The sequence below is a fragment of the Mesorhizobium sp. WSM4848 genome (assembly GCF_055811375.1).
In genome coordinates, this window is sequence record NZ_JBVVPX010000004.1 from 25,251 (window position 1) to 46,271 (window position 21,021).

The window sequence follows — 21,021 nt, forward strand, 5'->3', positions numbered from 1 at the left end:
TCGGGCCCAAAAGCCCGCCCTCGGGCCCGACCCGGGGGTGGAAAAGCGATCCGCTCACCACATCGACTTCTTTGCGCGCTCCGGGCCGGGGCACCGAGCTACCGATCGCGGCTTAGCCCCTTCTCTTCCAGCTCGGCGAGATAGGCGGCCCAGCGTGCGTCCTTCTCATGACCCAGCGTATGCAAATAGTTCCAGGTGAAGATGCCGGTATCGTGGAAATCGTCGAACGTGATGCGGACGGCATAGTTGCCGATCGGTTCGATCTTCAGGATCGCAACGTTGCGCTTGCCGGGAACGGTCACGCGCTGTTCGGGCGAATGGCCCTGCACTTCGGCCGATGGTGAGGCCACCCGCAGCAGCTCCGCCGGCAGTTCGAACGGCTGATGGCCAGGGAACGTCACGGTAAGCAGCCTGCGATCCTTCGAGACCCTGAGTTCCTTCGGCGCCGTCATGGTGATAGGTTCCTCATCTGTCCTTTCCTACGCCGCTTCGCGCAGCGGGAAAAGGCTGCTTCGAAACTTCTGGCACAAACTGTCGGCGGCACGATGTTGCCAGGGATCGGAGCATCTTATCTTGAATGACAGGTTGGATCGTATCACATAGCCATATATAACGATGCCGTTCGCAGCCACGGGAAACGCACCAGCATGGACATGATCGATCCTTTTGGTCGCACGATCAGCTATCTGCGCGTGTCGGTCACTGACCGCTGCGACTTCCGCTGCACCTATTGCATGGCCGAGGACATGGCGTTCCTTCCCAAGAAGGATCTGCTGTCGCTGGAAGAGCTCGACCGGCTATGCACGGTTTTCATCGAAAAGGGCGTAAGGAAATTGCGTCTTACCGGCGGCGAGCCGCTGGTGCGCAAGAACATCATGCATCTGGTGCGACAGATTTCGCGTCATCTCGAAAGCGGCGCTCTGGAAGAATTGACGCTGACCACCAACGGCTCGCAGCTTTCGCGCTTTGCCGCTGAGCTCGCCGATTACGGGGTCAAGCGCATCAACGTCTCGCTGGACACGCTGGACCGGGAAAAATTCCGTCAGATTACCCGCTGGGGCAACCTCGACAAGGTCATGGATGGCATCGACGCCGCGCAGGCAGCGGGGCTGAAGGTGAAGCTCAATGCGGTGGCGCTGAAGGATTTCAACGACGCCGAGCTGCCCGAGATGCTGCGCTGGGCGCACGGCCGCGGCATGGAGTTGACGGTCATCGAAACCATGCCGATGGGCGAGATCGACGCCGACCGAACCGACCAGTATCTGCCGCTGTCGCTGCTGCGCGCAGCACTGGAGCGGCAGTTCACGCTGACCGACATCCCCTACAAGACCGGTGGTCCGGCCCGCTACGTCCACGTCGCCGAGACCGGCGGCAGGCTCGGCTTCATCACGCCGATGACACATAATTTCTGCGAAAGCTGCAACCGCGTCCGGCTGACCTGCACCGGCACGCTCTATATGTGCCTCGGCCAGGAAGATGCCGCCGACCTGCGCGCACCGTTGCGTGCATCCGAAGGCAACGAACTGGTCGCCGACGCCATCGATGAAGCCATTGGCCGCAAGCCGAAGGGCCATGATTTCATCATCGACCGCCGCACCAACCGTCCATCCGTATCGCGGCACATGAGCGTCACCGGCGGCTGATCTTCCTGGCCGCACTGCCGAAATAGATCCTGCCGCGCTTGCGAGGAGGTTGTAACGAGCCGCCGAAGCCGTGGACCAGCCCTTTGACGTTGCTGTCTCGCCGCCGGCTGGTAGAGGCTTGATGCAGAACCACAGTGGTAACGCCTTTGCTTCTTTCCCCAAATCTCCGGGGCGCGCTGTTCATGGTGGTGGCCATGAGCGGTTTCACCCTCAACGACGCGATCACCAAAGTCGCGTCGGAATCCATGAACATGGCGCAGGTCATGCTGATCCGCGGCGCCTTCGCCTCGCTTTTCGTGAGCCTGCTTGCCTGGCAGCGCGGTGCGCTTGCCCTGCCCGGCTCGATGCTGCAACCGATGGTTGCGGTGCGTGTCGCCGGCGAAGCCGGTGCTACCGTGTCGTTTCTCATCGCCCTTGCCCATCTGCCGATTGCCAATGTCTCGGCCGTGCTGCAGGCGCTGCCGCTGGCGGTGACGATGGGCGCAGCACTTGTGTTCAACGAAGGCGTCGGCTGGCGGCGCTGGCTGGCCATCGCCATCGGTTTTGCCGGCGTGCTGATCATCGTGCGGCCCGGCTTCGAGGGGTTCAGCATCTATTCGCTGCTGGCGCTGGCCTGTGTCGGCTGTTGTGCGGTGCGTGACCTCGCCACCAGGCGGATACCGCAAGCCATTCCGACATTGCTGGTGTCGACCACCACGGCACTCGCCATGACGATGCTCGGCGCGGCGCTGCTTTTGCCAATGGGCGGCTGGACACCGATGACGGGAGAAAGCACGGCGTTCCTGGCATTGGCGGCAGTGCTCGTGGTCATCGGTTACCAGTTCATCATCATGGCGATGCGGATGGGCGACATCTCGTTCATCGCGCCATTTCGCTACACGGCCCTGCTCTGGTCGATCCTGCTTGGCCTGTTCATCTTCGGCGACGTTCCCGACCTGCCGATGATCCTCGGCGCCAGCGTCATCGTCGGCTCCGGCCTCTACGCACTTTACCGCGAACGCATCGTCGGCCGGCGAAAGACCGCCGCCGAAAGCGCTGGACCTGATATGGCGCCGGACGGCATATAGGCTTGCCGTTCGAGACGCGTCACCGCATGGACGATGGACGATGACTAAAGAGATTGCCGGCACGACCTTGCCCGGGGCCGAGGGTCTGTTGCAGAGCATGAAGCCATGATGAGACGCGTCTTCGGCATCACTGGCTGGAAGAATTCCGGCAAGACGACACTGACCGAAAAGCTGGTCGCCGAGCTCGTCCGGCGTGGCTGGAAAGTGTCGACGGTAAAACACGCCCATCATGCCTTCGACATCGACAAACCGGGGGCGGACAGTTTTCGCCATAGGCAGGCCGGGGCCACTGAAGTCGCCATCGTGTCGGACAGGCGCTGGGCGCTTATGCACGAATTGCGCGGCGAGGACGAGCCGACGCTGGATGCGATCCTGTCGCGGCTCGGCGCCTCCGACATCGTGCTGGTCGAAGGCTACAAGCGCGAAGCGCACAGCAAGATCGAGACGCGGCGGCTGGAAGCCAAGGACCGGGCGCCGCTTTCGGCAAACGATCCGCATATCGTCGCCATCGCCGCCGACTTCGCCATAGCCGACGAAAGCCTGCCTGTCTTCGATCTCGACGACACCAGATCGATAGCCGACTTCATCGAGCGCGCGACAGGTTTGACGCGCTGAGGGTCCTGCCGAAGCAGCATCGGCCGCCCGCTGTTTCCTCGTTGCCCCCTGTTTTCCTCGTTGATATGCCTGCCGCAACGTCAGCATTGTCCGGCAATGCGAAACCCGCAAGCAACGGTTTTACAGTTGCTTTTTCTTGGGAAAGAATGGGAGTATCGCGCCAGCGGGCGGTCAACAGAACCGCCCAAAGAGCCGTTCGCAACGACGGCCGGGAACATACAGAGAGGACTATCATGCGTACTGCACTGCGTATAGCGCTCGCCGCATCGGCGGCGCTGCTGACATTGGGCGTTGCCCAGGCTCAGGAGAAAACCTTGAGGATCGGCTCGGAGGGAGCCTATCCGCCGTTCAACAACCTGACCGCTGATGGCCAGCTCGTGGGCTTCGACATCGATATCGCCAAGGCGCTTTGCGACGAGATGAAGGTGAAGTGCACTTTCGTCGCGCAGGATTGGGATGGCATCATCCCGGCGCTTCAGGCCGGCAAGTTCGACGCCATCGTCGCCTCGATGTCGATCACGCCGGAGCGTGCCGAGAAGGTCGACTTCACCAACAAATACTACAACACGCCGCCGGCGATCGCCGCGCCCAAGGACAGCGATATCAAGGGCGTGACCAAGGAGGACCTGGCCGGCAAGACGATCGGCGTGCAGGCGGCCACCACCCACTTCAATTATTCAACCAAGACCTATGCCGACAGCACGATCAAGCCGTATCCGACCGCGCAGGAATACCAGCTCGATCTCGCCAATGGCCGCGTTGATGCGGTCAACGACGATATCACGGTTCTCGAAGGCTGGCTTGCCACGCCGGACGGCGCCTGCTGCAAGCTGATCGGTGCGATCACGCCCGACGTCGAGATCCATGGTCCGGGCGCCGGCATCGCCGTACGCAAGGGCGATACCGAGTTGGTCAATCAGTTCAATAAGGCGATCGACGCCATCCGCGCCAACGGAAAGTACAAGGAAATCAACGACAAGTACTTCAAGTACGACGTCTACGGCGGCGAGTCCTGATCCTTCCGGATTGACGGCGAACGGCGGGACATCCCCGCCGTTTGCGCAAGCAGCGGCGCGCGAGGCTGACGCCGCGCTCTCAAAAAAAGCCATAGAGGAGAACAGGCAGGCGGATGCAAAGCGTTTGGACGCTGCTCAGTTGGGGACCCGAAGGCTGGCTCGACGACATCGCCTATGGTGTTTTCATCACCGTTTCGCTTGCAGCCGCGACCCTGCCTCTCGGTCTGGTGATCGGCTTTCTGGTTGCGCTGGCCAAGCAATCCAACGAGCCGTCGCTGCGGCTAGCCGGCAATATCTACACCACGATCTTTCGTGGATTGCCCGAGCTGCTGACCCTGTTCATGATCTTTTACGGCGCGCAAATCGGCATCCAGCAATTGATGCGCCTGTATGACCCGACCGCCGCGGTCGAAGTGAATGCTTTTGTTTCCGGCATGATCGCGCTCGGCGTCGTTTTCTCGTCCTACGCCAGCGAGGTCTTCCTCTCGGCGTTCCGCGCCATCCCGAAGGGACAATATGAGGGCGGCTATTCGGTTGGCTTGTCTGGCTGGCAGACGATGCGCCTTGTGGTGCTGCCGCAGCTTATCCGTATCGCGCTGCCGGGTCTTGCCAATCTGTGGCTCATCCTGCTCAAGGATACCGCCCTGGTTTCCGCCATCGGCCTTACCGACATATTGCGGCAAGCGGGCGTCGCCGCCCGCGTCACCAAGCACGCCTTCCTGTTTTTCGGTGTTGCCGCGCTTATCTACCTGCTCCTCGCCATCATATCGTCCTTCGGCATCAATGCGATCGAACGTACGGTCGGCCGCCAGCAGGTGCAACGATGAGTGCGGCAGCAGCCGACGTGGGGACGAAGGTCGAAAAACCGCCGGCTCTGCCACGCGGCTGGCCGCGCCAGCGTATTCTCGGCTACGCGCTGGTCTGCATGTGGATGGCTTTTCTCGCCGGGATTGCTGCGTACCTCATTGTCGCCTGGAACGGCGAGCTTTTCGCGAAATATGCGCCATCCTATGTGACAGGCCTGGGTGTGACCCTTTTGCTGGTCGCCATCTCGATCGTGCTTGGCGCGATCCTTTCGGTGCCGATCGCCTATGCCCGCATGTCGAACAACCGGTTTCTTTCGGGTCTCGCCTATGCCTATGTCTATTTCTTCCGCGGCACGCCGCTGCTGGCCCAGACTTTCCTTGTCTATTACGGCGTAGGCTCCTTCCGGCCGCAACTCGACATGATTGGCCTCTGGGGCTTTTTCCGCGAGGCGTTCAACTGCGCAATCTTCGCCTTCTCGCTCAACACTGCCGCCTATCAGGCCGAAATCCTGCGCGGCGCGATCGAGAGCGTGCCCAGGGGCCAGTGGGAGGGCGCCGCCTCGCTCGGCCTGCACAAATTGCAGACGATGTGGAAGATCATCCTGCCGCAGGCACTGATCGTGGCGCTGCGTCCCTACGGCAACGAGATCATCCTGATGATCAAGGGCTCGGCGATCGTCGCCATCATCACCGTCTATGATCTGATGGGCATCACCAAGCTCACCTATTCGCGGACTTTCGACTTCCAGTCCTATGTCTGGGCGGCGATCATCTATCTGATCATTGTCGAAACGCTGCGCCACGCAGTCGAATGGATCGAACGGCGCATTACGATCCATCTGCAACGCTGACTCCCATCGCTTTGCCTGATCCGCTAAGAAGGCCGGAAACAGGCTTCTAAGGGATTCGAAAACATGGCATCGGTGGCATTTCTCGGTCTTGGCGTCATGGGCTATCCAATGGCCGGACATCTCAGGAACAAGGGCGGCCACGACGTTACCGTCTACAACCGCACCAAAGAAAAGGCCGAGCAATGGGTTGCCCAGCATGGCGGCAGTGTTGCCAACACGCCGGCTGAGGCCGCCGACGGCAAGGATTTTGTCTTTTGCTGCGTTGGCAATGACGACGATTTGCGCGCGGTGACGATCGGAGCCGAGGGTGCGTTCCAGTCGATGAAGAAGGGAGCCATCTTCATCGACAACACCACGGCCTCGGCTGAAGTCGCGCGCGAACTGGCGGAGAAGGCGCAAGTTCGCGGTTTTTCGTTCCTCGACGCACCGGTTTCCGGCGGCCAGGCCGGCGCCGAAAACGGCATCCTGACCGTCATGGTCGGCGGCGAACAGAAAGCCTTCGAGCAGGCGAAGCCTGTCATCGATGCCTATGCCCGCATGGTCGGGCTGATGGGTCCGGCCGGCTCGGGCCAACTCACCAAGATGGTCAACCAGATCTGCATCGCCGGCCTTGTCCAGGGGCTGGCCGAAGGCATCCATTTCGGCAAGAAGGCCGGGCTCGACATCGAAAAAGTCATCGAGGTGATCTCCAAGGGAGCTGCCGGCTCATGGCAGATGGAGAACCGCCACAAGACGATGAATGCCGGCAAATATGATTTCGGCTTCGCTGTCGACTGGATGCGCAAGGATCTCGGCATCTGCCTGGCGGAGGCCGACCGCAACGGCGCCAAGCTGCCGGTGACGGCACTTGTCGACCAATTCTACAAAGATGTGCAGGGGATGGGCGGCAAACGCTGGGACACGTCTTCGCTGCTGGCGCGATTGGAGAATTAGGTTTTGTCGTGGCCGAGCTTTCGCCTCAATTCAGCGCCGAGGAGATTGTCGCCCATCTGCGCTTGATCGGCTCGCAGGAGAATCGCCTTGGCATGCTGCGCTACGGCATCAAGATCAAACGTGCGCTCGGAATCCCGCATGGCGTGCAGCGGCAGATCGCCAAGACAATCAAGCGCAACCATGAGCGTGCCTTCGAACTATGGGAGTCGGGCATCATGGAAGCGCAGTTCATCGCTTCCGTCACAGCGGATCCGAAGCGGTTTTCTGCTGCGGATGCAAGACGATGGGCGGCGACCTTCGACTCGTGGGATATCGTCGACGGCGTCTCCGATCTCTTTGTCGATACGGATTGTTGGAAGGAACTGATAGGAGAGTTCGCGGCCGACGAACGGGAGTTCGTTCGACGCACGGCTTTTGCCATGATGGCCTGGTCGGTCGTCCACCGGAAGAAGGAGCCAGAGGCGACCTTCCTCGACTTCCTGTCGATCATCGAAGCGCACGCCAGCGATGGCCGTAATTTTGTGAGGAAGGCGGTGAACTGGGCGCTTCGCTCTATCGGCAAGCGATCGATGAATTTGCACGGCGCTGCCCTTGCCCTGGCACAGAAGCTGGCCGGATCGACCGACAAGACGGCGCGCTGGATCGGCAAGGACGCTGCACGGGAGCTTTCCGATGCCAAAACGCTCGAGCGGCTCGCCAGGAAAGGCTGACCGGAGTCAAATCCGCTTTACCGAGGTGACGCGATCGACGCGCGCCGATTTCGAGAACCTGTTCGAGCAGCCTGGCGGCCCGAAATATTGCTGGTGCATGGCCTGGCGCCACCTCGAAAACCGCGAAAGCGCGTCCAACGATGAGAGGAGACGGGCCATGCTGGCGCTCATCGAAGCCGGCACGCCGGTCGGTATCGTCGCCCATGCCGAAGGCAAGATCGTCGGCTGGTGCTCCGTGGCGCCACGCGAGACCTATCGCAAGCTGTCGCAGGAGCAGGACGACAGCGAGGCGGGTGTATGGTCGATCGTCTGCTTCTATGTGCCGAAGGCGTCGCGCGGCCGTGGACTGGCAAGCGCCCTGCTCGACGCGGCCATCGATCACGCCTTCGCCAAAGGCGCCAGGACCATCGAGGCCTATCCGGTCGACCAGGCATCGCCGAGTTACCGTTTCATGGGATTTCGACAGATGTTCGTGGCCCGCGGATTCCACGAGATCGGCATGGCCGGCTCGCGCCGGCATGTGATGCGCCTGGAGCGTTGAGGACGCCAGACGCTAGCGGCGTAGGTCGCGAACGCCAAGCTCCGTCCACATCCACTCAAAACTGTAAGCGGCCATAGGATGGTCGCGGTCAGGCTGCTTGGCGGTCTGGTTTTCCAGATGTTTGAGCCATTCGGCGACCTTTTGCCGGCCTGTTTGGGTCTTGACGGCCTGACGCGGTGTCTTGCCACCAAGTACTTGGACCGGCTGATCGAGGGTATCCCGATAGTGTTGATCCAGGTATTCGTGAATGACCTGTTCAGTGACTTCCGGAGGAATCTTCGATGAGGGCGTCCTGCCCTCCCTGGCTGGCCGTTCAGCCATCATCTGCTTTACGGTACGGATTTCGGTAAGAGGTGTTCGGACCAGATCGCCGAGGGCTCGCCGGATCAGGGCCGTTCCTTTTTCCGCCCGCGCGGCGGAATTGGCGAATAGACACAGGAAACCGCCTTTCAACTCGACATTGCCCAACACGCGCCAACCGCTGTCCATTGTGGTGTCCAGGGAAAGCGTGCCCGCCTGCTTGGGTCTGTCCTCGCCTTGCGGCGAGTATTCCAGCCAGTTCCAGAACTGCGCATTTTCCTGCGACATGCCCGCTATGCCGTTCAGCCGGGCGGTGATGTCCTCCTGCGACGCGCCGGCGGCCAAGGGAAAGCGGACATCATGAAACATGAATTCGTCGCCTTCGGCATTTTGGACCCTCGGCATGTTCATCACCTTGTCGAGGGCGTCGGATACCCATACGAGCGTGAACGTGAACGCCACCGCCGGCAGGTCTTGATCCCTTATGGCCGGCAGCTTTTTTGCGTTCTTTTTGCCGAACACGTCCAACAGGGCATCGAACAAGGATTGGGTGGCCTCTCGGGTGAAGGGAAGAATGCCGCTGGTAAGGATATTCTTTCCGCGGACGGACACGATTCTCGCCGCGATCTTGTCCCACTGCTTCAATGTCTTGGTGGCGGTGCCCTCTTCGACGGCGATCGGTTCGCCACCGCGGAGAAGATCGCGCGCCATGAGCGATTGTCCCGGAACGACGTCGCTCACCTCATACAAGCTCATGATGGAGGTGCGCAGCGCGCCGATATAGGCTCTCGTTTGCGCATTTTCCTTCCAGCCTCTGCGCTTGAGATACTCGTCGACGATGTTGCTGGGTTCGCGCTCGAAATCCTGGGTCAGGAAATCCTCGAAGGCGCAGCCCCAAAGGTTCATGACTCTGTCTTCACCCAGGACCTCGGCGAGCTCTTCGAAGTCCATGTCCCCGTCGCCGAGGATCGGGCCAAAATGATCCTCGAACACTTCCGCGAAACATTCGCTCCATTCGTCACGGCTGAGGAATTTCATCAGCCCGCTGAGATCATGGCTGGTCGGCATTTAACTTCTCCAAGTCCAGGCGATATTCGAGGATAGGGTTCTGTCTTCGCTTATTCTGCGTCGCCGAGCCGACTGGGCAAGACGCTTTCGGCGATTTCCTCGCCTTTCTTGGGATCGAACTCCTCGCTCCGGCGCCGCTCTGCCCTTCAGTGCGGCCTGAAGCCTCAACGACGGTTTGCCCCGGTCAGCCCCATGGGCATGGCACTCGATGTTGCATTCTGCGATAACAAGTGGATCACTCCGTTACCGATACTTCACGACGGGTTTACCCATCCAGCCACGGACTGGCGAAGGATGACGCCAATGAACAATCGTCTCAAATCAGGCTCGGCCTTGGCTGTGGCACTGGGCCTCTCCATTGCCACCGCTTCCGCCGAAACCGCGCGCATATTCTGGAAGGACCTGCGCCCGGCGACCCAGCCCGCTGCCGAAAGTGTCGGATTGCCGATGGTCGCGGCAAAAATGCCTGACCGTGGCGAGACGCTGTCTCTCAATTTGCGAGACAAGGCCGTCCAACTGGCGGGATATGCGCTGCCGCTCGATCGGGACGGCGATCTCGTCTATCAGTTCCTGCTGGTGCCGTGGACAGGTGCGTGCAGCCACATGCCGACGCCGCCGCCCAATCAGATCGTCCTCGTCACGCCCGCCCGCCCCTACAGGATGTCGCAAGCCTATCAGCCGGTTTCCGTGACCGGTGCGCTGCAGCCGGGCATGGAGAAAAGTCAGCTCTTCATCCTCGACGGTGTCAGCGTGATCCAGTCGGGTTACACAGTGCGCAAGGCGGAGGTGGCGGATGTCGATCGCGTGCCGGACACGATCACGCTACCGGCAAACTCGCCTTGGATTTTCCTCAACAAAAAGAACAATTAAGCAAAAAATCCTCAGGCAGCGTTGGCACCCGATTCCTTGTCCAGAACCATGTAGTCGAGCGGCATTTCGGTCGTGTATTTGATCTGTTCCATGGCAAACGACGACGAGACGTCGCGGATCTCGATCTTGGCGATCAGCCGCTTGTAGAAGGCGTCGTAAGCAGCGATGTCGGGCACCACCACACGCAAGAGATAGTCGACGTCGCCGCTCATCCGGTAGAACTCGACGACTTCCGGAAATTCCTGGATGACCTCCGAAAAGCGCCGCAGCCATTCATGGCTGTGCGAATTGGTGCGGATCGACACGAACACGGTGACGCGCACATTGACCTTTTCATGATCGAGGATGGCGACGCGCCGCTTGATGACGCCTTCCTCCTCGAGCTTCTGAATGCGCCGCCAGCAGGGCGTGGTCGACAGTCCGACTTTCTTGGCGACATCGGCGACCGCGAGCGTCGCGTCCTCCTGCAAGAGGCGAAGGATTTTTCTGTCAAGGCGGTCCATTTGGGTGCTCCCACGGGGATAGATCAGGAATAGATTGGCTATAGTCCTTCTTATTTGGGCCATTCACAAGAAAGAAATTCTGTGAGATAGCACAAAAGCGAGTGATTTCTTGCTTACGCGTCAGCCGAGGCGATAGCGGATTTCCGATCTCAGAAACGGCAGCAAATCCATTTCAAACCACGGATTGCGCTTCAGCCAGCCGGTGTTGCGCCATGACGGATGCGGTAGCGGCAGCACTTTCGGGGCGCTGGGCGCATCCCAGATGGTGCGCCAATCCATCACCGTCTCGGTCAGCGAGGGGCGGCGCGCGGCGCCCATGTGCCAGGATTGCGCATAGAGCCCGATCGTCAGCACCAGGTCGATATGCGGCATCAGCGCCATCAGCGGCGCACGCCAGGCCGCTGCACATTCGCGGCGCGGCGGCAGGTCGCCGCCCTTGGCATCCTGGCCGGGAAAGCAGAAGCCCATCGGCACGATGGCGAATTTTGTCGTGTCGTAGAATTCTTCCGCGCTGACCCCCAGCCAGTTCCGTAACCGATCGCCGGAGGCGTCGGTGAACGGCATGCCTGACATATGCACCTTGGTGCCCGGTGCCTGGCTGGCAATCAGGATACGGGCGCTCGAAGACGGCCTGAGCACAGGGCGCGGCTCGTGCGGCAGCGGCGGGCCGACCGGGTTTTCGACGCAGATACGGCAGGCGCGTACCCTCGCCGCGAAGTTTTCCAGCTCTTCGCTCATGCCTGGGGCTCGTCCTCAGGCAGCGGCGCTCGGCCGGCTGGAGATCGCCTGATGCCAGCGCAGCACGTTCGCGCAGTCTTCCGGCACCTTGATGCGCGCCGGCTTCATGAAGTCGATGGCAATCAGCCCGGTGATGTCGGCGATCGAATAGGCGTCGCCGGCAACGAATTCGCGGTTCGCCAACTCGTCGTCTAGGAGTCTCAGGAATCCAATAGCTTTCGGCTTGTTGGCCTCGCCCCATTCGGGGATCTGTGGAATCTCCCATTCCTTCATCGCCGGATGGACGTGTCGGAACGCAGCGCTGACGCAATTGAGCAAGTTGAGCTCCATCCGTCTTTGCCACATCTCGACCAGCGCTTTGCCGAGCGCGCCGCGGCCGAACAACGCCGGTTCCGGGTGCAGTTCCTCGAAATAGCGGCAGATGGCGACGGATTCGGTGATGACTGTGCCGTCGTCGAGTTCGAGCACCGGCAGACGCTGCAGCGGGTTGCGCGAACTGACCGGCTGCTCTCTGTGCTCCATCGCGCCCATGTCGACGGGCACCAGCGGAACCTCAAGCCGCTTTTCGGCGAGGAAGACGCGAACTCGCCGTGGATTGGGCGCCCGGCCGCCGTCGAAGAGTTTCATCCCATCCTCCTTTCGCATCGGCCCGACAACCGGAATCGATTTCCGGAAAGCACGATGCGAGAATCAAAAAACCTAGCGCATGGCTTGTGCGTCCGCATGGACGCACGTCGCTCTGATCAGGTCTGTTGCAACAACTATAGGGTCGGGTCGACCATCACCAGAAGCGAAAAATTTCTCGCAAGCCATCGCCGATCGAAGCCAGACGACCGTGCCTTCGTTCGACCACTTCGTGATCGTGGCTCTCGCGCCAATCGTGCGGCTCGTCGAAAGTGCCGGCCCAGATGCCGGCCTTGCCTATGCGGGCAGCGGCCTGCTCGGTTTCGAAATCGCCATAGGCAACTGCCCAGCCGGCCTCGACCTGGGCTCGGTTGAGATCCTTGCCGCCGGCGTTGCAATCGCCGAGCAGCCGGCGGTATCGGTCGCGCTGCCAGCCGGTGGAGGAGACGGGTTTGCCTGATATCAGACGTACCAGCGACTGCCGCGCCAGCTTGCCGCAGGGATAGTCGGCGCCGTCCCTGCGGCAGATTTGCGAATATTCTGGCGCATCAATGCCGCGCATGCGGATGCGCTCGGTGCCGAGCGTGATCGTATCGCCATCATTGACGACGGCGGCACCCTCGGTCTTGCGCGTCTCGATCCGGTCAAGCCGCGCCGCCAGCAGGATCAGCAGACCGAGGACAAGCACGGCCAGTGCGTAGTCCAGCAGCCGGCGCCAAAGGCTTCGCGGCCGCGGCGGGACGTATTGCTGTCGCGGCCGCCGCGACCACGATCGGCTCATATGGCAAACCGTTGGTTAATCATTCGACCGTAGCTTAACGATTTGAAACCGCTGCCCGCATAAATTGAAGTCTCCATGCCCTCGCAACGCTCGACCACAGCGGACAAGTTTATTGTGGACCGCCGGAAACCCCATCGCAACAGCGATGTGGCGCGCGCGGTGCGCAAGACGCGCGACCGTCTCTCGCAGCAGGCCGGAAATCCCGATTTCGACCGCGAGCTGTTGAAACTCCACGCCCGTGCGATGATCGACGGCGCGATCATTGTTCCGCTTCTCGTCCTGGCGACCGCCGCGACCGGTCTGTTTGCTGGCGTCGGCAAGGCAATTGGCGTCTGGGCGCTTTTCATACTCATCTGCTACGCCACAGTCGTGTTCATGGCGAGACGCGTCGACCGAACGGAAGCTGCCGAACTCAACCCGCTGCAAACGCACCGAGATTTCCTGATAGGCCATTTCCTTTGCGGCCTGGGCTGGGCCTGGTTTGCCTGGCTCGGTTGCGACGCTTGCCAGGTCGACCAGTTCCAGTTGATCAAGGCGGTGGTGCTGCTGCTTGCCATGGCAGCGACCGCGATCACGGCGTCATCGTTGCGCGGTGCGTTGCTGGCGACTTTCGCCGTTCCGGTGGCCGCCTATGCCTATGCCGGCGCCAGGCAGTGGATGCCGATCGAGATCATGGCCGGGCTGCTGATTGTCGCGCTGCCGTTCTTCGCCTATGTGGCGCGCCGCCTCAATCGCTCGTCCTTGATGCTGCTCTCGTTCCGCTCCGAAAAGGACGCGCTGGTAGCCGAATTGGACACGGCGAAATCGATGTCGGACGAAGCGCGCCGACGCGCGGAGGACGCCAATCTGGCAAAGTCGCGGTTTTTGGCCTCGATGAGCCATGAGTTGCGGACGCCGCTCAACGCCATTCTCGGTTTCTCCGAGGTGATGGCGAACGAGGTGCTCGGACCAATGAGCAATCCGACCTATCGCGACTATGCTCGCGACGTCCATGCCTCTGGCCAGCACCTGCTCGACCTGATCAACGAAATCCTCGACCTGTCGCGCATCGAAGCAGGCCGTTACCAGCTCAACGAAGAGCCGATGATGCTGCTTTCCGTCGTCGAGGATTGCTGCCACATGATGGAGTTGAAGGCGCGCAACAAGGACATCCGTATCGTCCAGGATTTCGAAAACGCCTTGCCGCGCCTGTTCGCCGACGAACGCGCGGTGCGACAGATCGCGCTCAATCTTCTGTCGAACGCCATCAAGTTCACCGGAACTGGCGGCGAGATCCGCGTGCGCGTCGGCTGGACGGCAGGCGGCGGCCAATACTTCTCCGTCAAGGACAATGGGCCCGGCATACCGGAAGAGGAGATTCCGGTCGTGCTGTCCGCCTTCGGCCAGGGCTCCATCGCCATCAAGAGCGCCGAACAAGGCACCGGGCTTGGCCTGCCGATCGTCCAAAGCCTGCTCGCCATGCATGGCGGCGAGTTCGAACTCCATTCCAAACTGCGCGAAGGCACCGAGGCGATCGCCATCTTTCCGTTGAGCCGGGTGATGGAAGAGTTGCCGGCGCTGCCGACCAGGGCCGTTGCTGCACGCCGGCGATAGACGCTTTAATGAACCGCCGCCGCCATGCCCGAGGCGGTGAGCGCAGCGGCTTTGACCAGGCCGGCCGCAAGTGCCGCCCCTGCCCCCTCACCGTGGCTGACGCCGAGATCAAGCAGCGGGCGCAAGCCGAGCCGCTCGGCAGCCCGAGCGTGCGCAGGCTCTGGCGACAGGTTGGCAAGCAGGCAATGGTCGAGCGCAGTGGGTTCGGCGGCATGCAGCGCCGCCGCAGCGGCTGTCGCCACCAATCCATCGAGCAGGACGGGGATCTTCTGCGTCCGGGCGGCGAGAATGGCGCCGGCAATCGCTGCGAACTCACGGCCGCCAACCCGGCGCAACGCTTCCAGCGGGTCCCTGAGACCTGTGCCGTGGAAGGCTAGCGCGGCATCGACCACGTCCGCCTTGCGCGTCCGCATCGATGCATCGGCACCCGATCCGGATCCGACCCAATCTGCGCCCCTGCCGCCGAACAGTGCGGCAAACAGGGCCGCGGCAACGGTGGAATTGCCGACGCCGAGGTCGCCAAGGCAAAGCAGATCGGCGCCGCCGGCGATCGCCTCCATGCCGAAGGCCATGGTGGCGGCACAGCCGCGCTCGTCAAGTGCCGAATCCTCGGTGATGTCGGCGGTTGCAATGTGCAGCGCAAGATCGAACACTTTCAGCCCGAGATTATTGGCGATGCAGATCTGATTGATCGCCGCACCCCCGGCGGCGCAAAGCTCGACGGCGTTCGCCGTGGCAGCGACAGGCCGTGGCGAAATGCCGTGGCGAGCGACGCCGTGATTGCCGGCGAAGATCGCCACCAGAGGCCGGTTCACTGCCGGCGGCGCGCGGCCGCTCCAGGCGGCCAGCCAGGCGGCGATGTCCTCGATGCGGCCGAGCGAACCCTGGGGTTTGTCGGCCCTGGCAAACAGCGCACGGACGCGGGCTTCGGCTGCCGTGTTGGCTCGCGGCAGGGTCGCCAGAAGATTGCGAAAATCGTCGAAGGGCAGCGCGCTGGTCATGTCGTTGATGATCGTTCCCGGAGTTGGTGAGCGGCATAGCCGCCTTGCTCGGCCGGCACAACTGCCTGCATTGACGCGAAAGCGGCGGCCGGCGGCGCATTCCGGAGGGCTTGCATTGGCTTTGCCGTTACACCATGTGGAAGCGAGACAAGGGATCCTGACGGAACCCTGAGAGAACACTATGACGGCCATCGAATCCCCATGCGTCCTGGTCTGTTCGATCGATATGAAAACCGGCTTCTGCTTCGGTTGCGGCCGCACGCGCGAGGAAATCGGCGCCTGGATCGAGATGACCCCTGAAATCCGCCGCAGCGTCATGGCCGAGCTGCCGGCCCGGCTGGAAACGGTTGAGCGCAGACCGCGCCGCGAAACCCGCCGCACCCGCCTCGCGCGCGAACGCGACGCTCTCTCGTGAGCCCCATATGAACCGGTTTTTCTGGTTTTTGATGATCCTGATCGGGGCAGGCGTTATCCTGCTCATGCCTAACGATTCCGCCGGCAGCACATTCGGCGTCGAGAATTACGATTTCAGCCGGCTGGTCTGGCTTGGCGCCCTGGTCGCGCTCATCGGCGCCGGCCTGCTCAGATCAGGCAGACCCTTGGGCACGATGGCCCGCAGCCTGGGCGCCTGGGCCGCCATCGTGCTCGCATTGATCGCCGGCTACCAGTACCGCTATGAATTGCAGGATTTCGCCAGCCGGGTGACGGCCGGCCTTGTTCCCGGCAGTCCGCTGGCGTTGGGCCTTGAGGACGGCCATGCCACGGTGACCCTGGACAAGGCCGGCAATGGCCATTTCGAGGCGCGCATCATGGTCAACGGCACGCCGGTCCGGGCTGTGGTCGATACCGGCGCAACCAGCACCGTCTTGACCGCGCAGGACGCGCAAGCGGCCGGCTTCAATCCAGCCGTTCTCAACTTCAGCATACCGGTTTCCACTGCCAACGGCATGGCGCGCGCCGCCGCCGTGAGAACCGACGAACTGGCGATCGGCGGGATCGTGCGCAAGGACATGCCGGTCATGATCGCCGCGCCCGGCATGCTCGGCCAGAGCCTGCTCGGCATGAATTTCATCGGCTCACTGTCCGGTTTCGACGTGCGCGGCGACCGCATGATCTTGCGCGATTGAACAGTCAGGCTGCTTCGGCGTCCGTCCCGCTAAAATCGACGGCGGCGAAGGCCGCCTTCAGCACATCGGGTCCGGCGCCGGGCCTTGTCGCATCGGTCGAAAGGATTTGCCGGTAACGGCGCGCACCAGGCAGACCGTGGAAGAGGCCGACCATGTGACGGGTGACGTGGCCAAGCCGCCCGCCCCGCTCGATATGGCGTGCCGCATAATCCGCCATGGCATCGATCAGCGCGGCAAAATCGAACGTTTGGGGTTTGTCGCCGTAAAACACCGCGTCGACGCCTGCCAGAATGCCCGGCGTGTGATAGGCGGCGCGGCCGAGCATGGCGCCGTCGACATGATCAATGTGGTCAATCGCCTCATCAAGAGATTGAATACCGCCGTTGATGCCAATGAATTTGTTTTGATTTTTGGCCTTCAGCCGATAGACCCTGTTGTAGTCGAGTGGCGGGATGTCGCGGTTTTCCTTCGGGCTCAGCCCTTCCAGCCACGCCCTGCGAGCATGCACCCACAGTGCGTCTGCGCCGGCCGCGAAAACGCCGTCCGCCAACGCATCGAGCGCCGGCTCAGGATCCTGCTCGTCGACGCCGATGCGGCATTTGACGGTAACCGGAATGCCGACAGAAGCCTTCATCGCCGCGACGCAATCGGCGACTAGGTCCGGTGCTTTCATCAGGCAGGCCCCGAACGTACCCGACTGGACGCGGTCGGACGGGCAGCCGACATTGAGGTTGATCTCATTATAGCCAAAGACTTCGCCGATGCGCGCCGCCTCGGCAAGCTTCTGCGCATCGGAGCCGCCGAGCTGCAACGCGACCGGATGTTCCGTATCATCGAAGCCGAGCAAGCGCTCGCGCTCGCCGTGGATGACCGCGTCGGCGACGACCATCTCGGTGTAGAGGAAGGCCCGGCGCGTCAACTGGCGATGCAGGAACCGGCAATGCCGGTCCGTCCAATCCATCATGGGTGCGATGGCGAATTTACTATATTTTTCAATCATTTATACACGGTTTTAAACCACACTGAGATTGGACGGACGGACATTGCCGGCCGATATGTGACTCATTTCATCCCATTTTTCAAAGCGTAACCATCGATTTCACTCAACACCGCTTTCTGCTCATGGCACAATATAATGGTAAGGCCATCATTCCGCTCGATGAGGTCCGTCGCGATTTCTTTTCGCACCTGACGCTCCCGAAATTTCTTCGCAAGCTCAGTTCAGACGCCATTGCCCTGCCGCTCATGCGAATAGAAACAAGTCAGAAATGTGCCAAGGGTGTCCATTTGCAGGATTTGGCAGACTGCCTTGATAACAGGTGGCCCAGAGGTACGGATCGGCGGGCCAGCACGTTGGCTGGCAGCGGACCCAGATCTGACGGTTCCGTGTGCCCAGTCGAGACGACAACGGTGCCGCCCAGCGGTGCCAGCGCGGTCGCGAAGGTCCGCAGCAGGGCGGGCCGCGTATCGAACACCGTGCCCAGCGACGCGTACAGCACGGGGTCCTCCAGCCGGACCGTGTCGAATCCCGGATCGGTCAGGCGGGAACCGACGCTCGCCCCGACGAACCGGTACGAGGGGTCGAACGCGTCGGCTCCAGGCTGGAACGCGCTAGAGGTGAAGACCAGGTTCAGTGGCTCGCGCGCGTTCATCAGGTCGATCAGGGGCAGCCCGCCGGTGTCGTAGCCGCATTGCAGCGCCCAGCGCGCGCAAACGTAGCTCCAGCCGATGCGAGGACGGGCGGCCGCGGCGGCCACCAACTCACGCGAGAGGCCGGTGGGGCTGGGGCACCTGCCCGTTGAACGCGAACGTGGTGAACGTGGCGGCCGCCGGCACACCGAGCTCATGCGCGGCCACCGCGCCCCATGGACAGGCCGCCCCGTGCACGATCAGGTCGGGCCTGATGCCGCGGAGGTCTGAGAGCACGCCGGGCAGCAAGCCGAGGGCGGCCCGCGCGAGCTCTTCCAGCATCGCTAGGGGGATCGGCGGATCCGGCAGGGGCAGGTCGGCCCCGGAGTAGAGGTGGACCTTCGCACCGGCGGCCTCAATCTGGGCCGCAAACGCGCGGGAGGTGTGGTAGGTCACCGTGTGACCACGCCGGGCGAGCTCTGCCACGACCGGGAGCGTCGGGTTGATGTACCCGTGCATGCCGATGTTGAGGAACGAGACGGTGCTCATCGACGGCCTCCGGGTGGTCGGTTCAAGGCGGGGGCTGGACACACCTCGCCTGCCAATCCGGCAAGGACCACCTCCCGATGCAGGCAATGTTCGTGGATCCCGGAGCGCGAGCCTATCAAACGGAAGGATTGGTTGGACGATGCCGAAGTATGGGGACTATGATCTCCCTGTAGGACGCTCGGCCTGGTCTCCTGCGACGGCTAAGACCAAGATAGCCACAACGAGCACACCTAAGTTGAGGTGGTTGCCCAAAGGCAACTATCCCCTGAAATCGGCCCCACAGCGATGATCACGCACATAAATGTCGTAGAGCATCAATTTATCTACGCGTGCTGAGTGGTATCGGAGGATGGATCGGTGCTCCGATTGAAGGGCTCTACCGACCGCCTCGCCCGACATTTGCGATACGTTGTGCCTCTCGATTGCTGCTGCGTGACTGGCGAGAAGGCCCATTGCAACAAATATAGCTATCCGGCTCATTGATGCTTTTTCCTTTCCGGTCGATCCGGTCGTGCGTTGTATTGCTCAGTCGATCGGAACTTGCCACTAATGCGTGCTTCGTCGCCGCAGCGGCATATGCAAGCGCCCTGCCCCGTCACCAGCGGGGAGGACGGTCACTTGCTCGTGGATATGTTCGGCACAGCTAACTTCTATTCGTTCGACCAGCGTGCCGACCAAAGACATGCGCAGAACGCTATGCTGAGGGCGCGCGTGCCGTCGACTGCATGAAAGCCGTGAACGACTGATACCGCAGTACAGGACCTTTCACACGCAGGGCGGACCGCCGACAGTCAAGGAGCACGGTCGCAGTCCGCTGCTCGAAGCGGCGCCTTCGACGTTCGCGCCAGATCACCCCCTGCGCACAACGGGTCTGCCATAGACCTTCGTATTGCCTGACCGACGCTTCCGTTCGATGGCCGCCTGGGCGGAGGCGGTGCAATCTCCTCCGCCGACGCCAGGTGGCGGTCCATGGAGGCGCATGCCAAATCCACGGGCGCCAGCGGCGGAGGTGGCCGATACGGCCGTGTGTAAGGCGATCAACAGGAGATAAACATGAGCCTAGCAGAGCAACAGGCGAAAAGCATGAGCTTGGACAACACCCCACACCCCTCGGTCAAGCACTGCACTGACACGGTGAACGCGAGGTACACTCACGGTAGGCCGGATCACGAGTTGGTTCCGTCGCGCTACGTGCTGAAGGTCGGCACGATTGAAGTGACGGTGGTCAGCGATGGGGTGCTGTCGCTGCCAGGCGCTATGCTAGGCCACAATGCTGACCCGGCCGTCCGGGAGGCCTGGCTAGAGGACAAGTTTCTGCCGCCGGACGTGCTCGAATGGGCGCTGAACGTGGTCGTGGTGCGTAGCGGCGGCCGGACGATACTCGTCGACGCTGGCATAGGGGCGGAGTTCCCGGATTTGAAGCGGGCCGGGCAGTTGGTCCGGCGACTGGACGACGCCGGCATCGATCTCTCATCCGTGACCGACGTGGTGCTGACCCACCTGCACATGGACCATATTGGCGGGCTGCTCGTCGACGGGGTGAAGGAAGTGCTGCGTCCCGATCTGCGAATCCACGTGGCGGCCGCCGAGATCAAGTTCTGGGAGGCGCCGGATTTCTCCCACGTCTCCATGCCGCCGGGCTTCCCGGACGCGCTTCGGGAGTCGGCCAAGCGGTTCCTCAAGGAGTACCGCAACCAGCTACGGCCGTTCGAGGACGAGCACGAGGTGGCGCCGGGAGTGCGCGTCCAACGCACCGGCGGCCACACTCCCGGGCATAGCGTGGTCCGCCTGGCGTCCGGCGGCGACCGGCTGACGTTCGCCGGCGACGCCGTGTTCCAAGTCGGGTTCGAGCACCCCGACTGGTACAACGGCTTCGAGCACGACCCCGAGGAAGCGGCCCGCGTCCGCGTTAGTCTCCTGCGGGAGATGGCGGCGAACCGCGAGTCGCTGTTGGCCACTCACCTGTCATTCCCGTCCGTCTGCCATGTGGCGGTCGACGGCGACGTCTTTCGTTGGGTACCAGGTCCCTGGGAGTACTGACCGTTTGTTGGGTTAG

Annotated in this window: 23 protein-coding genes and 2 pseudogenes; 15 read left to right on the forward strand and 10 right to left on the reverse strand. The window is 62.0% G+C overall.

Annotation, left to right across the window (positions count from 1 at the left end):
• Positions 1–98: 98 nt before the first annotated feature.
• Positions 99–452, reverse strand: a complete 354-nt coding sequence (locus tag AC0L16_RS05520) for a gamma-butyrobetaine hydroxylase family protein (protein WP_473619490.1) — start codon at positions 450–452, stop codon at positions 99–101.
• A gap of 195 nt (positions 453–647) precedes the next feature.
• Here AC0L16_RS05520 and moaA point away from each other — a divergent pair, with 195 nt between their 5' ends.
• From moaA to AC0L16_RS05565, 9 genes and pseudogenes are all read left to right on the forward strand, one after another.
• Positions 648–1,643 (forward strand): GTP 3',8-cyclase MoaA, encoded by a 996-nt coding sequence (gene moaA, locus AC0L16_RS05525; RefSeq protein WP_473619491.1) that lies wholly within the window; start codon positions 648–650, stop codon positions 1,641–1,643.
• 146 nt (positions 1,644–1,789) lie between these two features.
• Complete coding sequence (locus tag AC0L16_RS05530) at positions 1,790–2,710, forward strand: DMT family transporter (RefSeq protein WP_473619493.1); 921 nt, start codon at positions 1,790–1,792, stop codon at positions 2,708–2,710.
• 105 nt (positions 2,711–2,815) lie between these two features.
• Positions 2,816–3,325 (forward strand): molybdopterin-guanine dinucleotide biosynthesis protein B, encoded by a 510-nt coding sequence (gene mobB / locus AC0L16_RS05535; RefSeq protein WP_077378075.1) that lies wholly within the window; start codon positions 2,816–2,818, stop codon positions 3,323–3,325.
• Between the two features lie 233 nt (positions 3,326–3,558).
• Complete coding sequence (locus AC0L16_RS05540) at positions 3,559–4,341, forward strand: ABC transporter substrate-binding protein (RefSeq protein WP_473619494.1); 783 nt, start codon at positions 3,559–3,561, stop codon at positions 4,339–4,341.
• A 113-nt stretch (positions 4,342–4,454) separates the two neighbouring features.
• Positions 4,455–5,168: an ABC transporter permease gene (locus tag AC0L16_RS05545; RefSeq protein ID WP_473619496.1), complete on the forward strand. Its 714-nt coding sequence runs from the start codon at positions 4,455–4,457 to the stop codon at positions 5,166–5,168.
• Positions 5,165–5,998 carry an ABC transporter permease gene (locus tag AC0L16_RS05550; protein WP_473619497.1) on the forward strand — a complete coding sequence of 278 codons (834 nt, stop codon included), beginning with the start codon at positions 5,165–5,167 and terminating at the stop codon, positions 5,996–5,998. Before AC0L16_RS05545 ends, AC0L16_RS05550 begins: the two co-directional genes overlap by 4 nt.
• A 57-nt stretch (positions 5,999–6,055) precedes the next feature.
• Positions 6,056–6,931, forward strand: a pseudogene (locus AC0L16_RS05555) (NAD(P)-dependent oxidoreductase); the annotation flags it as partial.
• Between the two features lie 8 nt (positions 6,932–6,939).
• Positions 6,940–7,641: a DNA alkylation repair protein gene (locus AC0L16_RS05560; protein ID WP_473619498.1), complete on the forward strand. Its 702-nt coding sequence runs from the start codon at positions 6,940–6,942 to the stop codon at positions 7,639–7,641.
• Complete coding sequence (locus tag AC0L16_RS05565) at positions 7,604–8,182, forward strand: GNAT family N-acetyltransferase (RefSeq protein WP_473619499.1); 579 nt, start codon at positions 7,604–7,606, stop codon at positions 8,180–8,182. The genes AC0L16_RS05560 and AC0L16_RS05565 overlap by 38 nt, the downstream gene beginning before the upstream one ends.
• 12 nt (positions 8,183–8,194) lie before the next feature.
• Here the strand turns inward: AC0L16_RS05565 and AC0L16_RS05570 are convergent, their stop codons facing one another.
• Complete coding sequence (locus AC0L16_RS05570; RefSeq protein WP_473619501.1) at positions 8,195–9,550, reverse strand: DUF7986 domain-containing protein; 1,356 nt, start codon at positions 9,548–9,550, stop codon at positions 8,195–8,197.
• Positions 9,551–9,853: 303 nt separating this feature from the next.
• Here AC0L16_RS05570 and AC0L16_RS05575 point away from each other — a divergent pair, with 303 nt between their 5' ends.
• Positions 9,854–10,420 (forward strand): DUF3299 domain-containing protein, encoded by a 567-nt coding sequence (locus tag AC0L16_RS05575; RefSeq protein WP_473619740.1) that lies wholly within the window; start codon positions 9,854–9,856, stop codon positions 10,418–10,420.
• A gap of 11 nt (positions 10,421–10,431) precedes the next feature.
• Here the strand turns inward: AC0L16_RS05575 and AC0L16_RS05580 are convergent, their stop codons facing one another.
• From AC0L16_RS05580 to AC0L16_RS05595, 4 genes are all read right to left on the reverse strand, one after another.
• Positions 10,432–10,923 (reverse strand): Lrp/AsnC family transcriptional regulator, encoded by a 492-nt coding sequence (locus AC0L16_RS05580; protein WP_006333679.1) that lies wholly within the window; start codon positions 10,921–10,923, stop codon positions 10,432–10,434.
• Positions 10,924–11,043: 120 nt separating this feature from the next.
• Complete coding sequence (locus AC0L16_RS05585) at positions 11,044–11,661, reverse strand: uracil-DNA glycosylase family protein (RefSeq protein ID WP_473619503.1); 618 nt, start codon at positions 11,659–11,661, stop codon at positions 11,044–11,046.
• A gap of 15 nt (positions 11,662–11,676) precedes the next feature.
• Positions 11,677–12,288, reverse strand: coding sequence for a glutathione S-transferase (locus AC0L16_RS05590; RefSeq protein ID WP_473619505.1), 612 nt, complete (start codon positions 12,286–12,288; stop codon positions 11,677–11,679).
• Between the two features lie 154 nt (positions 12,289–12,442).
• Positions 12,443–13,066 carry a thermonuclease family protein gene (locus tag AC0L16_RS05595; protein ID WP_473619506.1) on the reverse strand — a complete coding sequence of 208 codons (624 nt, stop codon included), beginning with the start codon at positions 13,064–13,066 and terminating at the stop codon, positions 12,443–12,445.
• Between the two features lie 75 nt (positions 13,067–13,141).
• Between AC0L16_RS05595 and AC0L16_RS05600 the strand changes: the two genes are divergently transcribed.
• Positions 13,142–14,659 (forward strand): sensor histidine kinase, encoded by a 1,518-nt coding sequence (locus AC0L16_RS05600; protein WP_473619508.1) that lies wholly within the window; start codon positions 13,142–13,144, stop codon positions 14,657–14,659.
• A 5-nt stretch (positions 14,660–14,664) separates the two neighbouring features.
• Here the strand turns inward: AC0L16_RS05600 and AC0L16_RS05605 are convergent, their stop codons facing one another.
• Positions 14,665–15,660: a nicotinate-nucleotide--dimethylbenzimidazole phosphoribosyltransferase gene (locus tag AC0L16_RS05605; RefSeq protein ID WP_473619509.1), complete on the reverse strand. Its 996-nt coding sequence runs from the start codon at positions 15,658–15,660 to the stop codon at positions 14,665–14,667.
• Between the two features lie 181 nt (positions 15,661–15,841).
• Here AC0L16_RS05605 and AC0L16_RS05610 point away from each other — a divergent pair, with 181 nt between their 5' ends.
• Both AC0L16_RS05610 and AC0L16_RS05615 read left to right on the forward strand, forming a co-directional pair.
• Positions 15,842–16,075 carry a DUF1289 domain-containing protein gene (locus AC0L16_RS05610; RefSeq protein WP_027151770.1) on the forward strand — a complete coding sequence of 78 codons (234 nt, stop codon included), beginning with the start codon at positions 15,842–15,844 and terminating at the stop codon, positions 16,073–16,075.
• 7 nt (positions 16,076–16,082) lie between these two features.
• Positions 16,083–16,787, forward strand: coding sequence for a TIGR02281 family clan AA aspartic protease (locus AC0L16_RS05615; protein ID WP_473619510.1), 705 nt, complete (start codon positions 16,083–16,085; stop codon positions 16,785–16,787).
• Between the two features lie 4 nt (positions 16,788–16,791).
• Here the strand turns inward: AC0L16_RS05615 and dusA are convergent, their stop codons facing one another.
• Positions 16,792–17,787: a tRNA dihydrouridine(20/20a) synthase DusA gene (dusA, locus tag AC0L16_RS05620; protein ID WP_473619512.1), complete on the reverse strand. Its 996-nt coding sequence runs from the start codon at positions 17,785–17,787 to the stop codon at positions 16,792–16,794.
• A gap of 122 nt (positions 17,788–17,909) precedes the next feature.
• Here dusA and AC0L16_RS05625 point away from each other — a divergent pair.
• Positions 17,910–18,047: pseudogene (locus tag AC0L16_RS05625) on the forward strand (pyocin activator PrtN family protein); the annotation flags it as partial.
• Between the two features lie 2 nt (positions 18,048–18,049).
• Here AC0L16_RS05625 and AC0L16_RS05630 read toward each other — a convergent pair.
• Both AC0L16_RS05630 and AC0L16_RS05635 read right to left on the reverse strand, forming a co-directional pair.
• The gene (locus tag AC0L16_RS05630; RefSeq protein WP_473619756.1) at positions 18,050–18,544 is read right to left on the reverse strand and encodes a glycosyltransferase; all 495 of its coding nucleotides are present in this window, start codon (positions 18,542–18,544) and stop codon (positions 18,050–18,052) included.
• A gap of 4 nt (positions 18,545–18,548) precedes the next feature.
• Entirely contained in the window at positions 18,549–18,965 is a 417-nt protein-coding gene (locus tag AC0L16_RS05635) for a hypothetical protein (RefSeq protein ID WP_473619513.1), read from the reverse strand.
• Positions 18,966–20,048: 1,083 nt separating this feature from the next.
• Here AC0L16_RS05635 and AC0L16_RS05640 point away from each other — a divergent pair.
• Positions 20,049–21,005 carry an MBL fold metallo-hydrolase gene (locus tag AC0L16_RS05640; RefSeq protein WP_413468574.1) on the forward strand — a complete coding sequence of 319 codons (957 nt, stop codon included), beginning with the start codon at positions 20,049–20,051 and terminating at the stop codon, positions 21,003–21,005.
• The last annotated feature ends 16 nt before the right edge of the window (positions 21,006–21,021 follow it).

What these genes read in the sequence shown, in the direction of transcription:
- AC0L16_RS05550 (WP_473619497.1), top strand. Translation starts at nt 5,165, where the DNA reads ATGAGTGCGGCAGCAGCCGACGTGGGGACGAAGGTCGAAAAACCGCCG.
- AC0L16_RS05520 (WP_473619490.1), bottom strand. Translation starts at nt 452, where the DNA reads ATGACGGCGCCGAAGGAACTCAGGGTCTCGAAGGATCGCAGGCTGCTT.
- AC0L16_RS05580 (WP_006333679.1), bottom strand. Translation starts at nt 10,923, where the DNA reads ATGGACCGCCTTGACAGAAAAATCCTTCGCCTCTTGCAGGAGGACGCG.
- AC0L16_RS05595 (WP_473619506.1), bottom strand. Translation starts at nt 13,066, where the DNA reads ATGAGCCGATCGTGGTCGCGGCGGCCGCGACAGCAATACGTCCCGCCG.
- AC0L16_RS05570 (WP_473619501.1), bottom strand. Translation starts at nt 9,550, where the DNA reads ATGCCGACCAGCCATGATCTCAGCGGGCTGATGAAATTCCTCAGCCGT.
- AC0L16_RS05575 (WP_473619740.1), top strand. Translation starts at nt 9,854, where the DNA reads ATGAACAATCGTCTCAAATCAGGCTCGGCCTTGGCTGTGGCACTGGGC.
- dusA (WP_473619512.1), bottom strand. Translation starts at nt 17,787, where the DNA reads ATGATTGAAAAATATAGTAAATTCGCCATCGCACCCATGATGGATTGG.
- AC0L16_RS05540 (WP_473619494.1), top strand. Translation starts at nt 3,559, where the DNA reads ATGCGTACTGCACTGCGTATAGCGCTCGCCGCATCGGCGGCGCTGCTG.
- AC0L16_RS05610 (WP_027151770.1), top strand. Translation starts at nt 15,842, where the DNA reads ATGACGGCCATCGAATCCCCATGCGTCCTGGTCTGTTCGATCGATATG.
- AC0L16_RS05600 (WP_473619508.1), top strand. Translation starts at nt 13,142, where the DNA reads ATGCCCTCGCAACGCTCGACCACAGCGGACAAGTTTATTGTGGACCGC.
- mobB (WP_077378075.1), top strand. Translation starts at nt 2,816, where the DNA reads ATGATGAGACGCGTCTTCGGCATCACTGGCTGGAAGAATTCCGGCAAG.
- moaA (WP_473619491.1), top strand. Translation starts at nt 648, where the DNA reads ATGGACATGATCGATCCTTTTGGTCGCACGATCAGCTATCTGCGCGTG.
- AC0L16_RS05590 (WP_473619505.1), bottom strand. Translation starts at nt 12,288, where the DNA reads ATGAAACTCTTCGACGGCGGCCGGGCGCCCAATCCACGGCGAGTTCGC.
- AC0L16_RS05585 (WP_473619503.1), bottom strand. Translation starts at nt 11,661, where the DNA reads ATGAGCGAAGAGCTGGAAAACTTCGCGGCGAGGGTACGCGCCTGCCGT.
- AC0L16_RS05545 (WP_473619496.1), top strand. Translation starts at nt 4,455, where the DNA reads ATGCAAAGCGTTTGGACGCTGCTCAGTTGGGGACCCGAAGGCTGGCTC.
- AC0L16_RS05640 (WP_413468574.1), top strand. Translation starts at nt 20,049, where the DNA reads ATGAGCTTGGACAACACCCCACACCCCTCGGTCAAGCACTGCACTGAC.
- AC0L16_RS05615 (WP_473619510.1), top strand. Translation starts at nt 16,083, where the DNA reads ATGAACCGGTTTTTCTGGTTTTTGATGATCCTGATCGGGGCAGGCGTT.
- AC0L16_RS05635 (WP_473619513.1), bottom strand. Translation starts at nt 18,965, where the DNA reads ATGAGCACCGTCTCGTTCCTCAACATCGGCATGCACGGGTACATCAAC.
- AC0L16_RS05605 (WP_473619509.1), bottom strand. Translation starts at nt 15,660, where the DNA reads ATGACCAGCGCGCTGCCCTTCGACGATTTTCGCAATCTTCTGGCGACC.
- AC0L16_RS05565 (WP_473619499.1), top strand. Translation starts at nt 7,604, where the DNA reads ATGCCAAAACGCTCGAGCGGCTCGCCAGGAAAGGCTGACCGGAGTCAA.